Raw genomic sequence first — 14,445 nt, forward strand, 5'->3', positions numbered from 1 at the left:
GCTGAAAATGGCTAGAGTGCAACGACGACGACCGCCGCCAGCGGCGGAAACAGGGAGGAGTTGTTGGGGCAGCGGCCAGCAAGACGCGAGTGCCGCCCAAGGCACGATGCGGATGCTGGGTGCCGCAACCCGATAGCGGAAGCCATTTCAAATCGTCTACTTCCCATTACATTCTGAACCCACGGAAGCCCCAGCCGCCGCAGCAGCAGTTGCACAGCAGGTTCAGTAAAATCATGCTCCAGCACCAGCGCAAAAGCCCGCCGGGCTGGGCGTAGGTGGTCTGGGTGCGGTAGGTCTGGCCGGGGTTCTGCATCCGGCGCAGGTGCATCTGGTACTCGGTGTTGTTCGGGTCCAGCTGCACGGCGCGGCGGGCATCCTGCAAAGCGTCCACGCTTTTGCCAAGCCCCTGATTGGCCAGCGAGGAGAGATAGTACCACCGCGCGTTGCGGCCGGTCATGCCGTCCAGCACCCGGCGCGCTTCGGCGTAACGGCCGCTGGCCACAAAGTTGCGGGCGGCCTGCATTTCCGGGGTGTCGGTGCCGGAAGCACTGGGCCCGGCCTGCTGGTAGCCGCCAAAGCCAAAACCAAAGCCAAAGGGGTCGAAGCCCTCAAACCCGTCAAAGCCGTCAAAACCGGTATAGCCGTAGTTCTGCTGGCCGTAACCCTGCTGCCCATAGCTCTGCCGGTTATAGCTTTGCTGCTGGTAGCCGCCGTAGGGGTTGCCGCCCATCTGGGGGCCGGTATCGCCCTTGGTAATAGCGTCGTAGGCGGCCTGCACCTCCTTGAAGTGCTCCTCGGCCGTGGGGTCGTTGGGGTTCAAATCCGGGTGCCAGCGCTTGCACTTGGCGCGGTATGCTTTTTTGATCTCATCGTCGCTTGCGCCGCGCTGAACGCCCAGCACCTCATAGGGATCTCTCATGCTCGGTATACTTCCTCACTCATTATACTGACGGTACAGCGCCGCTGCACCATATCCGTTTTATTTTACCGGAATATCGGCACAAAATCAAGACACATCGGGCTTTCCGGTGCGTTTTGCGTTTTTGCAGTTGTATTTCAGCCACACGCCGGAATACAGGATGTTGCGCAGCAGATCTGCGTCCTCCACGCAGGGCAGACGCTCAAAGTTCTGTGCGCAGCGTGCCAGCAGCAGCTCAAAGATGTCCAGCATCTCTTCCTCATAGTCCGGGTGGGTGCTCAGCTCCCGCAGGGGGTTGTACGCGTCCCGGCGCTTGTCGCGGGGCAGGTCGTCGTAGGCGTCCAGCAGGTAGATGAACTTGCCCAGATGGAAGCCGATGCTGCGCAGCTCCGGTGCCCAGCGGTCCTGCCGGTAGTCGAACAGCTCCGCCATCAGGGTGCCGAAGCAGCCGGACACTGCATCAAGGTCGGTGCTGCCGGCGGCTTCGTACTCGGCAAGCTTGGCGAGACACGAGCGGATCGCATTGCACTGGCGCGGCCAGCGCAGGGCGGCTTCGGCGGTGCTGTTGTCCAGCAGGGCGCTGTACCCCAGCGCCAGCAGATTGCGGTCGTCCTGCCATTTGTCCTGCGCGTTGTAGTAATGCAGCGCCACGCTCAGGTCGGCGCAGTAGTCGGTAGGGTCGGCGCTGCGCCAAAGTACACCGTGTACCGGGTGGATGGGACAGCGGTTTATACCGCTGTCTGCGGGGGTTTCGCCCTCGTACAGACTGCACAGCAGAATGTTCAAAAAGGTCAGGTCATAGCTCAGGCTGAACCGTCCCCGCAGCCCGTGCAAAGCGTCGATGCGGCGGCACAGCCCGCAGTAGGCCGAGCGGTAGCGGCTCTGCGCTTCGGGGCTGAGGGTGGCCCGATCCGGGATCACATATCCGAACATGGCGGCTCAGCTTTTTTTGATGAACTGGGTGCCGCAGCGCGGGCAGGAGATCTGGATGCGTCCGCGTCCCCGGGGCACGCGCAGCTTCTGGCGGCACTGAGGGCAGCGGTAGTAGTGGTACAGCTTGCGGTTGGCCCACTGCTCCTTCAGGCTGCGGAACTTGTTATTGAACCGATCCTTCAGGCTGTAAAAGCGGTAGTTCTCCTCGGTGCGCTTGGAGATATTGCGGCTCAGGCTGCGGTAGTAGCACAAAATCAGCAGCGCCGCGCCCAGCCATGTGAACAGGGAAACGCGGGTGAGCAGCGATACCAGCAGCATCACGATGGAACTCATGCTCAAAAACTGGTTCAGGCCATCGGTGCCGTAGCGGCCGATCATGAATTGACGGAATTTTTCTCTCATAGGTTTTCGCATCCTCTTCTCTGGGGCTTTACACACGGAAACGCAGGGCAGCAGCGCCGCCCTGCGGAATACTTTGTACCTCTAGAATATCAGCCAACCATGATAAAATTTTGAACAGACTGCAAATCTATCATGAAAGGACGAAAATTAAACGTTTTGCTCCTCCCGGCTGCGCACGGTGAGCACCGCTTCGGTGTCCAGTGCTCCCTCCATGCGGCAGTGCAGCACGGCGCGTCCGGCCTTGCCGGTGGTGGCAAGGTAGGTGCCCGCCATGCCGCCCCGCAGGGGCACTACGCAGGGGCCTAAAATTTTCAGCGGCCCTTCCACGGACAGGCAGACGGCCTCGCCGCAGTAGGGCAGCAGGTTGCCGTTCTGGTCGATGGCGCGCAGGCTGACCGCGGCGCAGTCCCATGTGGGGCCATCGGTCAGCAAGGGGTTGTGCACGGTGCATTCCAGCCGGACGCTCTGCACCGGCTCCCGCACCACGGTGCGCACGGCGCGGCCATGCCACACCGCTTCGAACCGGTACACCGGCGCGGAGCTGCCCAGCACACCGATGTACTTGTAGTACATCCGCAGCAGCTCATTCCAGCTCAGCCGCAGCGAGAGCATCCGCGCCTTGGACAGGGGTGAAAGCGCCATGGCGTCCCGCCGCAGCTCGTTGAGGATGGCGGCAGCCTGCACGGCGGTGGCGTGATCCATGCCCTCGTATTTTTCCAGCAGCGAGCCCACAAAATCGTTGATCTCGATGGGCGGGTGGGGCAGGGCGGCAAAGCGTCCCCGGCGGTCGGGGGTAAACTCGGCCACAAAGTCGTTGCCGCGGTACAGCCGCACGCTCTCGGCGTTGGTGAACACCCAGCAGGCGGCGGCTGCGCCGCCGGGCAGGTCGCCCAGCGTCATGGCAGAGGAGACCTCCAGCACGATGTCGGAGGGGGCGCGGGGCGTTTTCTGGCTGGCATAGACGGCGGCGGAGAGCTTCGGGTTGCGGAACGGATCCATCACGCCGTGGTAGCAGATGCGGTCGCCGCTGCCGAATTCCCGGTGGGTGTTGTAGTCGGTCATGCACCAGCCAAAGCTGCCCGCAACGCCCGGCTGGGCGATGCTGTCGTTCAGCACGGCGGCGTGGTGCAGTGCCTGCACCAGACGGTGCGGCTCATCGTCAAAGGGCTTGGCGGGGAAGTTCTGCCCGCCGAACTCGCTGATAAGGTAGCCCTTGCGGGTGTCGGGGGTCACGGCGGCGCGGTTCTCGCAGCCCGCGCCGCGCCCGGCGTAGGAATAATCATTGTAGGCGTAAACGTCCTCCAGCAGCTGGCTCTTGCGGGTGCTGCGGCTGCCCGCCGTAGGGCGGGTGGGGTCCAGCCGGTGGATGGCTTCGTTGGTGCGCTTATAAAAGGCCTCGTTGTCGGGGCTGCCGCAGATGCGGGCACCCCACAAAAAGATGCTGGGATGGCTGCGGCACTGGCACACCATCTCCCGGCAGTTCTGCAGCGCCTGCGCCTGCCAGACCTCGTCACCGATGTGCTGCCAGCCGGGCATCTCGGGGAACACCAGCAGACCCAGCTCGTCGCAGGCGTCCAGAAACGCCGGGCTGGGGGGCGCATAGCAGGTGCGCACGGCGTTGCAGCCCAGCTCCTTTTTCAGCAGCTGGGCGTCCAGCCGCTGGATGCTGTCCGGCATGGCGTAGCCCTGATAGGGGTAGCTCTGGTGCCGGTCAAGGCCGCGCAATTCCACCCGCTGTCCGTTCAGGTACAGCCCACCCGCCACGAACTGCACGGTGCGGAAGCCGAACCGCACCGTCTTTTCGTCCAGCACCCGGTCGGGCAGACCGCCGGTGCCGGGGCGGATGAGCCGCACGGTCAGGGTGTACAGGGTAGGGTGCTCTAAGCTCCACGGGTGCACGTTGTTCAGCGTGCCGGTGATGGGCAGGGAAAGCTCGCCGCTGTACACCGCCCGGCTCCCGGCGGGGCTGCGGATCTCGGCCTGCAGGGTGCAGCCGACCGTCTCGCCCACGGTGGCGGTGTAGATGCGGAAATCGCCCTCCGCCTTTGCTTCAATAAACACGTCCCGCAGGTAGGCGGGCTCCTTGATATCCAGACTGACGGCGCGGTAGATGCCGCCGTAGGTCAGCGCATCCAGCTGCCCGCCGAAGGGCGGGATGTTCAGATCCTCCCGGCTGTCGCAGCGCACAGCCACCACATTCTTCTGCCCCAGACGCAGCGCACCGGTCAGGTCTACCGTAAAGGCGGTGTAGCCGCAGCCGTGGTGGAACATCCGCCGCCCGTTGCAGAACACAGTGGCATCGTGTGCCACTGCCCCGAAAGTAAGCAGCACGGTGCGGCCCAGCCACTCCTTGGGCGCAAAAAACTCCCGCCGGTAGCCGCACAGGCGCTGGTAGTCGTTCTCATTGCAGTAGTTATAAGGCAGGGGTTTGACCGTGTGCGGCAGCCGCACCGGGGTAAGGGAAAGCTCCGGGCACTCCGGGCGCACCAGCGCCGGGTCGAATGTGGGGGTGAACAGCCAGCCCTCGTTCCAATCGTAGTGTTCCATAGCAGGATCTCCGTCTGAGTGATAAGCTTATAGAGGTATGGTATCACAAAGTTATGAACGAAAAAAGCATTCGCGCCCCTTTTGTGCCGGAACAGCAGAAATTTTGCAGTGCGCGGAAGCTGCCGGGTGGCAGGTTGCCCAAGAAATACTTGGAAAAATTGTACAAAATCGCCCATAGAAATGGAGCCCCGGAACGCCAGCGGCGTTCCGGGGCTCTGAAATCATTTTCACGAGAGGGGCTGTATGTGAAAAAATGGATTGGGAAACTCTGTAGAGTTTCCCAATCCATAAATTTAAAATAATTCTTCCGCTGAAGATGCGCAGAGCAACGCGGAGCGCATAACAAATCTTTTATCTCAGCGGATAAAGCTGGTCATGGGGCGGGGCGGGTTCTGCGGGTGGTCGATGCCTGCAGCCTTACCGGCCTCGATGCAGCGCAGCAGCCATGCCATGTTGCGGCCCAGTTCCTGCATCACGGCGCAGCCCTCGGCGTCCTGCAATACCTGCTCGGGGTTGGAGCCATGTACCATCGCCCAGTAGGAGCCGTTGACCAGCGGCATATGGAAGAACTGGGGGTATTTGACCAGCTGGTCAAGAGTGGAGGTGGTACCGGCGCGGCGGGCAGAGCAGCAGATGGCGGCGGGCTTGTAGGCCAGATACTTGCCGCCCGCGTAGGCCAGACGGTCCATAAAGCTGGCCATGTTGCCCGCAGCGGAGGCGTAGTGCACCGGGCTGCCGAACACGAAGGCGTCGGCGGTCTTGGCCTTCTCAATGGCTTCGTTGACGACGCCGCCGAACACGCACCCGTTGCCGCTGCGGCAGCCGCCGCAGCCGATGCAGCCGCCCACGGGCTGACCGCCGACGTGCAGGATCTCGGTCTCGATGCCCTGTGCCTTCAGCTCCCCGGCAATGAGGGAAAGGGCGGTGTAGGTGCAGCCCTTCTCGTGGGGGCTGCCGTTGATGAGCAGAACTTTCATGCTGTATACTCTCCTTTGCTGAAATGCGCCGTAAAATGCGCAATATTGCTGCTATGATTGTAGCACAAAGCCGCCCGCAGCGCAATGCGGGCTCTTGACAATGCTATGCAGATGGGAGATAATAAAGGATACGAAAGAGTTCAAACTGGCTGCCGCGGGGGCGGCAGCTACGGCAAGGAGGTAACATCATGCGCGTGATCGCAGGAGAAGCCCGGGGCCGCAGGCTGGAAGCACTGCCCGGCACCGATGTGACCCGCCCCACCCTCTCGCAGGTGAAGGAGGCGATGTTCAGCATCGTACAGTTCGACCTGCCCGGGGCACGGGTACTGGATCTGTACGCCGGCAGCGGCCAGCTGGGCATCGAGGCGCTGAGCCGGGGTGCGGCCCGGTGCGTCTTTCTGGACGAGAGCCGGGAGGCGGTAAGCATCGTGATGCGCAACTGCAAGGCCTGCGGCGTGTTTGACCGCAGCCGGGTGAATATCGGCGAGGCTGCGCGGTTTTTATCGGCCTGCCGGGAGCAGTTCGATCTGGTGCTGCTGGACCCGCCCTTCCGCGGCGGCACGCTGGAAAAGATCCTGCCCGCCGTGGAAAAGTGCGTTGCTCCGGGCGGCATCGTGCTGTGCGAGAGCAAAACAGGCATCGTGCTGCCCGCGCAGGCGGGCAGTCTGACCCTGCAGAAACAGTATAAATACGGCAAGGTGCTGCTGTGGAAGTACACAAAGCCCATGCAGCCCGCCGCTGAGCAGGAGGGAGAAGCCTTATGAACGTGAACGAGCTTTTGGATACCATTGAGGATGCACTGGAAGAGAGCGCAAATGTGCCCCTTTCCGGCGGCAAGCGCATCGTGGATGTGGAGCAGATCCGGGATTATCTGGACGAGGTGCGGGCGGCTCTGCCCGGCGAACTGCGGCAGGCGCAGCAGATCGTGAACGACCGTGCACAGATCGTGGACAGCGCCAACGCACAGGCACAGGCCATTGTGAAAAAGGCCGAGGAGCGCGCCCGCATTCTGGTCAGCGATGCCGAGATCGTCAAGGCTGCCCAGCAGCGCGCTTCTGAGATCACCTCCGCAGCCCAGACCGAGGCACGCACCCTGCGCCAGACCGTGACCGACTACTGCGAGAATATGCTGCGCACCACCGAGGACACCATGGTGGAAAACGCCGCACAGGTCAAAAACATCCGCAACAGCCTGCGCCAGAACGCCAAGAAAAACGGCTGATAACGGCCAACTTTCCACACAAATTCCACACATTGCGGAAAACGAAGTCCCTGCGAGCAAAAATGACGGCTCACAGGGACTTTTTTTGTGGACTTTTGCGGCAAAAAGCCGCCCGAAAACCCTTGCATTCACAGGCTTGATTTGCTACAATAAAGATGTATCAGTGGGGCAAAGTGGGTAAAAGTAGGGCATACACCCTGAAAACGCCCCTGAAAGGGGGAGCAGCGCGTGTTTTTTGGCCGTTATGATTACACCATCGATGCCAAGGGGCGGCTGAACTTCCCCGCAAAATTCCGCGACGCCATGGGCGAGAGCTTTGTGGTGCTGGAATGGGTGGACAACTGCCTGTTCGCACTGCCCATGGAGGAAGTCCAGCGGCTGGCGGACAAGCTGGAAAGCGATGAGCTGATGAACAGCTGGGCTGTCTCCGGCGATCTGTTCAGCACCGCCTGCGAGGTGGTGCCGGACAAGCAGGGACGCATCCTGCTGCCCGCAGAGCTGCGCGCCTACGCCGGGCTGGAAAAGGACGTGACCATCATCGGCAACCGCAACCACGCCGAGATCTGGGCCACCGAGGTCTGGAACGCCCGCCGCGCCGCCGTGACCAACGACCAGCGCGCCGAGCAGCTGCGCAAGCTGCACCTCTGATGCAAAAAATTAAACCGAGAAAGGAGGCCGTGCCAATGGCCTTTGAAGAACAGCAGCCCTTTGACCCGGCCTCGTTTGAGCATATCCCCGTTTTGCTGAACGAGTGCCTGACAGGGCTTGCCATCGACCCGGCGGGCACCTATCTGGACGGCACCGCCGGCGGCGCGGGACATTCCCGCCAGATCGCTTTGCGGCTGGATGCCGCCAAGGGCGGCAGACTCATCTCGCTGGATCAGGATCCGGACGCGGTGCAGACCGCGCGGGCGCGTCTTGCCGGGCTGCCTGCCACCGTGGTGCAGATCAATTTCCGCTATGCGGGGCAGGCGCTGGAGCAGCTGGGCATTGAAAAGATCAACGGCGCACTGCTGGATCTTGGCGTTTCCAGCCACCAGCTGGACGATGCCGCCCGGGGCTTTTCCTACCGGGCAGACGCACCGCTGGATATGCGCATGAGCCAGCAGGGCGAGACCGCCGCAGACCTTGTGAACACCGAAAGCCGCGAGGAACTGGCCCGCATCCTGCGGGACTACGGCGAGGAACCCTACGCATGGCAGATTGCAGGAAAGATCGTGGAGGCGCGGGAAACTGCTCCTATCCTGACCACCCTGCAGCTGGCAGATACCGTAGCAAGCGCGATGCCCCCGGCAGAGCGCCGCAAAAACAAGAACCCCTCCCGCCGCACCTTTCAGGCACTGCGCATTGCAGTGAACCATGAACTGGATGCGCTGGAAGAGGGCTTGGATACCATTTTCGATCACCTTGCACCGGGCGGCCGGTTGTGCGTGATCACCTTCCACTCTCTGGAGGACCGGCTGGTCAAGAACAAGTTCCGCCGCTGGTCCACGGCCTGCACCTGCCCGCCGGAGTTTCCGGTGTGTGTATGCGGCGGCAAGGCAAAGGCAAAGCTTATCACCCGCAAACCCATTGAAGCTGATACGCAGGAGCTGGAGGAGAACCGGCGCAGCCGTTCTGCCCACCTGCGTGTACTGGAAAAATGCTGAGATACCGGAAGCACCGGCATCATGAGGAGGAGAGGAACCATGGGTCAGCCAGCATACGATCGTAACGCGGCGCGCCGCCGCAGGGCGCCGCAGCCGCAGCGCAAAGCAAACCTGCGGGTAGCAAAGGGCGGCAAGCGGCGGTTGAACCCGCTGCAGGCCGCCGTACATAACGCCATGAATCTGGTGGCGGCAGCACTGCTGGTGGGTTTTGCCATCAGTCTGCTGTGGAGCGAGGCACAGCTGGTGGAGCTGAACGACCAGATCCAGGACGCAAAAGCGCAGCTGGTCAGCGAGCAGAGCCAGTATACCTACTACAACAGCACTCTGAACAGCAAGACCAACATTGCCAGCGTGGAGGAGACCGCAGGGCGGCTGGGTCTGATGAAAGTAGACCCCAGCCAGATCACCTACATCCGCCTGGGCGAGAGCGGCGCACTGGTGCGCCGGGAGTCCACCGTGCGGCAATGGACCGACTTTTTGTACACCGGCGCGGTGAACATTCTGGGCACCGTGAGATAAACGGAAAAAGCGTGCGGCGGCGCACGCTTTTTTCGGTTTATGGACACCGAAGTCTGAACAAATAACAGCGCAGGGCGTGCGGAATGCAGTGCACGCCCCGCAGGAGAGAACCAATGCAAGAACCTTTCCGTAACAAAAAAAGCAGGGGCTACCGCCTGCGTCCGGCTTCTGGACGGGATCGGCTGGACAGCCGGGTGCGGCGGATTTGCAGCCGTCTGGGCATCCTTGCGGTGGTGGTGGCAGCCGCCATCGTCATCCGCAGCCTGTATAATATCCAGATCGTCCACGGGGCAGAGTACCGCCAGTACGCTGCCCAGCAGCAGCTGCTGGATACCACCATCAAGGCCACCCGCGGCGAGATCTACGATGCTTCCGGCATCACCCTTGCTTCCACCAGCGTGGTGTGGACTATCTGGGCAGACCCCAGTTACAGCAGCATCCTTTATACCAGCAAGACCAATGATGACGACACCGTGACCAAAACGCTGGACCCCGCCATGTGCGCCGAGGTGAGCCGGGAGCTGACGTTGCGTCTGCTCTCTGGGGACGGCGAAAGCATGGACAGCGTGGATACCTCCTCGGCAGAGTACCAGCAGCAGTACCAGACCGTTTACGATGCACTTTCCCGGCTGGATTCTGCCTACGTCACCCTTGCCACCAAGGTGAACAACGCGGTGAAGCTTTCCATTGAAAAATACGTCACCAGCTTCAACAAGACGCATAAAAAGGCCACCGATACCTCCCGTAAGGGGCGCATCTCGGTGTCCTCGGAAAAGAGCTTCCAGCGCAACTACCCCTACGGCGCCTTTGCCGCAGCGGTGCTGGGCTTTACGGATGCGGACGGCGTCGGCACCTACGGACTGGAAAAATCCTACCAGTCCACCTTGGCCGGTGTAGATGGCCGCACCATCACCCAGCGCAACGCGGTGGGCAACGCCATTGCAGACGCCAATGCTACCACCTTTGCCGCCAAGGACGGCTCCAATCTGGTGCTGTCGCTGGACGTGAACGTGCAGGAGATCGCGGAGCGGTACCTGAACGAAGCTATTGCAGCCAACACGGTGGAAAACCGCGGCTGCGCCATTGTGATGAACGTCAAGACCGGTGCCATCCTTGCCATGGCTTCCAAGCCGGACTTTGACCCCAACGACCCGCTGAACTACACCGCCAACGAGGCTTATCTCAACGAGCTGGTGCACGCAGAGCCGGAGCTTTACGGCGTCTATAAAAAGGACGCCGACGGCAACTACATCACCGATGAACAGGGCAACAAAATTCTGGACGAGGAAGCGGACTATTCCGGCTACTACCGGGATATCCTGTGGAAAAACAAGGCCATCACCGAACTGTACTACCCCGGCTCTGTGTTCAAGGTCATCACCTCCGCCATGGGCATCGACTCCGGCGTGGCGACCATGAACACTACCTTTACCTGCTCCGGCGCGTACGGTGTTGCCAAGGAGACCTACCACTGCGCAGGGCGCAAGGCGCACGGCCTGCTCAATATGGCCGAGGCGCTGCGCAAGAGCTGCAACATCTACTACATCCAGCTGGGGCAGCGCGTCGGCTCGCAGCAGTTCTATAACTACTTCGATGCCTTCGGTTTTACCGCCCGCACCGGGGTGGACCTGCCCAGCGAGACCAACTTTATGCAGTACTACCGCGCCGACCAGCTGGGCGAGGTGCAGCTGGCTTCCTCCTCCTTCGGTCAGGCCATGGCCATCACCCCGCTGCAGATGTGCACCGCCATTGCGGCCACCGTCAACGGCGGGTATCTGGTCACCCCCCATGTGGTGGATAAGATCACCGATGCCAACGGCAACGTCATTCAGGAGATCGGCGCAAACGTGCGCCGTCAGGTCATCAGTCAGAGCGCCAGCGAGGTCATCCGGGAGATGATGGAGTATGAGGTAGGCAACGGCACCGGCGGCGGCAAAAACGCCTATGTGTCCGGCTACCGCATCGGCGGCAAGTCCGGTACTTCCGAGCAGCTGAATATGCACCGCCGCGCCGACGGCGACTATAAAAAGGTGGCTTCCTTCGTGGCAGTGCTGCCCGCCAACGACCCGGAAATTTTGGTCTACGTCATGCTGGACGACCCCAACAACGCAAAGACGGACTATTCCTCCATCCTTGCAGCCCCTGTGGCGGGCAATATCATCAGCGAGGTAGCCCCCTATCTGGGCATCGCCACCGACGGCGAGGACCGCAGCGGTACCATCGTTACGGTGCCGAACCTTGTGGGCACCGAGTGGAGCAACGCACAGGTGAGCCTGAACATTCAGGGCTTAAAGCATCAATTGCAGGAGAGCCAGAGCAGCCAGTCCGCTGCCCCGGTCACCTATCAGTACCCCCACGCGGGCGCAAAGGTGCCCTACGGCACCACCATCTACCTGTATACCGATACCTATGAGGGCAGCCGCACCGAGGTGCCGGATGTGACAGGCAAGAGCCCGGACTTTGCCCGCCAGATGCTGAGCGCCGCCGGGCTGAACTGCGTGGTGGAGGGCAGCGGCACGGTGCAGGCGCAAAGCGCCGAGCCCGGCTCCAGCGTGCAGCGCGGCACCATCATCACCCTGACCTGTGGGTAAAAGTGACACGTTGCAAAGGCTTGTTGCGCAGGGCAACGGCCTCGCCCTCTCAGGCGCTTACGCGCCAGCTCCCCCAAAGTGGGAGCCCTTGGCAGTCCACGCAAACTTCATCTTTTTGCCAAGGCCTCTCCCTTTGGGAGAGGTGTCACCGTAGGTGACGGAGAGGGCGAGCCCGCTTAAAAATAGCAAGAAATTCAGTTGATAACAATCGTATGGATTGAGAACTTTTATCAATATAGAGAGGGGATAGAACAATGGAAAAGATTCATGCAAGCAAGCTTCTGGCAGGGCTGGTGCCTGCCGGAAAACTGACCAGTGACCCGGAGGTGGCACTGGTCACCACCGACAGCCGCGAGGTAAAACCCGGCTGCATTTTTGTGGCCTTCCCCGGCGAGCGGTTCGACGGACATGATTTCGCCGCCCGTGCGCTGGAGCAGGGCGCGGAGTATGTGGTGGTCAACCATCCCGTGCCCGGTGTGCCGGAAGAAAAGGCCATCCTTTGCCCGGACAGCTACCACGCCATGATGGTGATGGGCGCAAACTACCGCAGCCAGTACCACCCCAAAATGGTGGGTGTGACCGGCAGTGTGGGCAAGACCACCACCAAGCAGATGACCTACGCCGCTCTGTGCGGCTTTGGCGAGACCATCAAGACCGAGGGCAACCAGAACAATGAGCTGGGAATGCCCCGCACCCTGATGCGGCTGGAAAGCAGCACCGAGTACGCGGTCATCGAGATGGGCATGAGCCACGCCGGCGAGATCGACCGTCTGGCGCGGGCGGCACGCCCGGATGTGGGCATCATTACCTGCATCGGCGTGTCCCATATCGGCAATCTGGGCAGTCAGGAGAACATCTGCAAGGCAAAGCTGGAGATCTGCAACGGTCTGCCGGAGGGTGCGCCGCTGGTGTTGAACTACGACGACCCCTTCCTGCGCAAGGCAGCGCTGCCCGCTCATGTGTGCCCGGTGTGGTTCAGTCTGAGCGATGAAAACGCCGATGTCTGCGCCCTGTCCATCCGGCAGGAGACTGACGGCATGAGCTTTGTGCTGGAGGATCAGGAGCACGGCACCTTTGTGGTGAATATCCCCGCCATGGGACGCCATAATGTGGCAAACGCCTTGGCTGCCTACTGCGCCGCTACCCGTCTGGGGTGTGACGCCAAGAGGGTCATCCGGGGCCTTTCCAACTTTGAGCAGACCGGACGCCGCCAGAAGGTGGTGGACAGCGAGGGCGTGACCGTCATCGAGGACTGCTACAACGCAAACCCGGACAGCATGAAGGCTGCGCTGGCGATGTTTAAAGATTTCCCCTGCAAGCGCCGCTTTGCCCTGCTGGGCGATATGCTGGAGCTGGGCGATCTGAGCCGCGAAGCACACGAGGAGCTGGGACGCCTTGCCGCCGAGAGCGGGCTGTATTGCCTGATCACCTACGGCGAGCAGGCCAAGCGCACCGCCGTAGTGGCTGCGGCCAAGGGGGTAGAGACCCTGCACGCGGACAGCTACCGCGAGGCTGCCGATGCCCTGCTGAGCCGGGTGCAGCCCGGCGATGCCGTTCTGGTAAAGGCCAGCCACGGCATGGCACTGGAAAAAGTGTTGGACATCTTCTACGCAGAGCATAAAGAAGTGGAAGTATAACTATTTGGCGAAATGGAGTGTCTGATCTATGGAGCGTTTCGCCTTGGCAGCGGCGGTGGTGCTGGGCTTTGCCCTTACGGCAGCTTTGTGCAGCCTGTTTGTGCCGCTGCGGCGGGTGCTGGAACGCCGCGAACAACAGCAGCAGCCGGTACAGTCTGAGCAGCCCCGGCCTGCACCCCTGCGCGCCCCGCTGTGGGGCGGGCTGTGTGCTGCGGCGGGCACGGTGGCTGCGGTGGGCGTGGGCTGGCTTGCTGCCTGCGTAGGCCAGCCGGAGCTGCTGGGCAGCGAGGGCCGGTTGATGACACGGCTGCTCACGGCACTGGCCGGAAGCCTTGCCTTTGGGGCAGTGGGTCTTGCAGAAGATGTTGCCCGGATGCGCAGCCCGGCGGCGCTGGGCCTGCGGCGGGACCTGCGGCTTTTGCTGGAAGCACTGGCTGCGGCCTTTGTCCTTTTGCTGCTGCGGGCAGCGGGCTGTCTGCCCCGGGGGCTGGGCGTGCCCGGGGCGGGGTATGTGCTGCTGGGCAGCGCCGTGCCCTTTTTGTGGGCGGTGCTGATGGTAACACTGGCCGAGTGTGCCCGCGTAGCCGAGCGGGACGAGGGCGCGGTGTGCGGTGCAGCCTTTGTGGCCATGCTGGCGTTGATGATGGTAGAAGCCGGTCTGGGCGTTTCCGGGCTGGCGGTGCTGCCCGGGGCGCTGGCAGGGGCACTGGTAGCACTGGGGCTGTGGGCGTTCCCTCCGGCAAGGCTGGGGGTGGGCTGCTGCGGCAGTCTGCTGGCAGCGGGTGCCATCGGCTGCATCCCGCTCAGTCTGGACATGACCAGCCTGACTGTGCCGCTGGCGCTGCCCTTCTGGGCGGCGGGCGGTCTTTTGGCAGCGCAGCTGCTGTGTGCAAAGCGCACCGGCAAGCCCTTGCGCTGCTGGGTAAAAAAGCATAAAATGAGCCCGGAGACGGTGTTTCTGTGCAGCTTTGCGCTGAGCGCTGTCGGCTATGTGCTGGCGCTGGCGCTGCTGCGCTGGTGCTGACCGGGCACAGAGAGGGAAGGGAGCG

General features: G+C 62.1%; 13 protein-coding genes. 8 read left to right on the forward strand and 5 right to left on the reverse strand.

All coding sequences use genetic code 11. From position 1 onward, the window contains the following. Positions 1-166: 166 nt before the first annotated feature. From C4N24_RS06725 to C4N24_RS06745, 5 genes are all read right to left on the reverse strand, one after another. The gene (locus C4N24_RS06725) at positions 167-919 is read right to left on the reverse strand and encodes a J domain-containing protein (protein WP_112090803.1); all 753 of its coding nucleotides are present in this window, start codon (positions 917-919) and stop codon (positions 167-169) included. A gap of 87 nt (positions 920-1,006) precedes the next feature. Next, positions 1,007-1,852, reverse strand: a complete 846-nt coding sequence (locus C4N24_RS06730; protein WP_112090804.1) for a DUF5685 family protein — start codon at positions 1,850-1,852, stop codon at positions 1,007-1,009. A 6-nt stretch (positions 1,853-1,858) separates the two neighbouring features. After that, a complete protein-coding gene (locus C4N24_RS06735) occupies positions 1,859-2,254 on the reverse strand; it encodes a hypothetical protein (RefSeq protein WP_055185500.1) in 396 nt (131 codons plus the stop codon). 147 nt (positions 2,255-2,401) lie between these two features. Next, positions 2,402-4,801, reverse strand: a complete 2,400-nt coding sequence (locus tag C4N24_RS06740; protein ID WP_112090805.1) for a glycoside hydrolase family 2 protein — start codon at positions 4,799-4,801, stop codon at positions 2,402-2,404. A gap of 356 nt (positions 4,802-5,157) precedes the next feature. After that, on the reverse strand, positions 5,158-5,778 hold the full coding sequence (locus C4N24_RS06745; RefSeq protein ID WP_112090806.1) for a flavodoxin family protein: 621 nt from the start codon (positions 5,776-5,778) through the stop codon (positions 5,158-5,160). 188 nt (positions 5,779-5,966) lie between these two features. Between C4N24_RS06745 and rsmD the strand changes: the two genes are divergently transcribed. The 8 genes from rsmD (at position 5,967) to C4N24_RS06785 (ending at position 14,420) form a co-directional block, all read left to right on the forward strand. Next, entirely contained in the window at positions 5,967-6,542 is a 576-nt protein-coding gene (gene rsmD, locus C4N24_RS06750) for a 16S rRNA (guanine(966)-N(2))-methyltransferase RsmD (protein ID WP_112090807.1), read from the forward strand. After that, the gene (locus tag C4N24_RS06755) at positions 6,539-7,000 is read left to right on the forward strand and encodes a hypothetical protein (RefSeq protein ID WP_005921047.1); all 462 of its coding nucleotides are present in this window, start codon (positions 6,539-6,541) and stop codon (positions 6,998-7,000) included. The genes rsmD and C4N24_RS06755 overlap by 4 nt, the downstream gene beginning before the upstream one ends. Positions 7,001-7,228: 228 nt before the next feature. After that, complete coding sequence (gene mraZ / locus C4N24_RS06760; RefSeq protein ID WP_112090808.1) at positions 7,229-7,648, forward strand: division/cell wall cluster transcriptional repressor MraZ; 420 nt, start codon at positions 7,229-7,231, stop codon at positions 7,646-7,648. A gap of 35 nt (positions 7,649-7,683) precedes the next feature. Then, positions 7,684-8,649: a 16S rRNA (cytosine(1402)-N(4))-methyltransferase RsmH gene (gene rsmH, locus C4N24_RS06765; protein ID WP_112090809.1), complete on the forward strand. Its 966-nt coding sequence runs from the start codon at positions 7,684-7,686 to the stop codon at positions 8,647-8,649. 39 nt (positions 8,650-8,688) lie between these two features. Then, positions 8,689-9,168, forward strand: a complete 480-nt coding sequence (locus C4N24_RS06770) for a cell division protein FtsL (protein WP_112090810.1) — start codon at positions 8,689-8,691, stop codon at positions 9,166-9,168. Positions 9,169-9,281: 113 nt separating this feature from the next. After that, a complete protein-coding gene (locus C4N24_RS06775; protein ID WP_112090811.1) occupies positions 9,282-11,759 on the forward strand; it encodes a peptidoglycan D,D-transpeptidase FtsI family protein in 2,478 nt (825 codons plus the stop codon). Between the two features lie 254 nt (positions 11,760-12,013). Next, positions 12,014-13,396 carry a UDP-N-acetylmuramoyl-tripeptide--D-alanyl-D-alanine ligase gene (locus C4N24_RS06780; RefSeq protein WP_112090812.1) on the forward strand — a complete coding sequence of 461 codons (1,383 nt, stop codon included), beginning with the start codon at positions 12,014-12,016 and terminating at the stop codon, positions 13,394-13,396. A gap of 28 nt (positions 13,397-13,424) precedes the next feature. Next, positions 13,425-14,420 (forward strand): glycosyl transferase family 4, encoded by a 996-nt coding sequence (locus C4N24_RS06785; protein ID WP_112090813.1) that lies wholly within the window; start codon positions 13,425-13,427, stop codon positions 14,418-14,420. Positions 14,421-14,445: the final 25 nt, after the last annotated feature.

The sequence above is a fragment of the Faecalibacterium prausnitzii genome, assembly GCF_003287405.1.
Lineage (GTDB): Bacteria > Bacillota > Clostridia > Oscillospirales > Ruminococcaceae > Faecalibacterium > Faecalibacterium intestinale.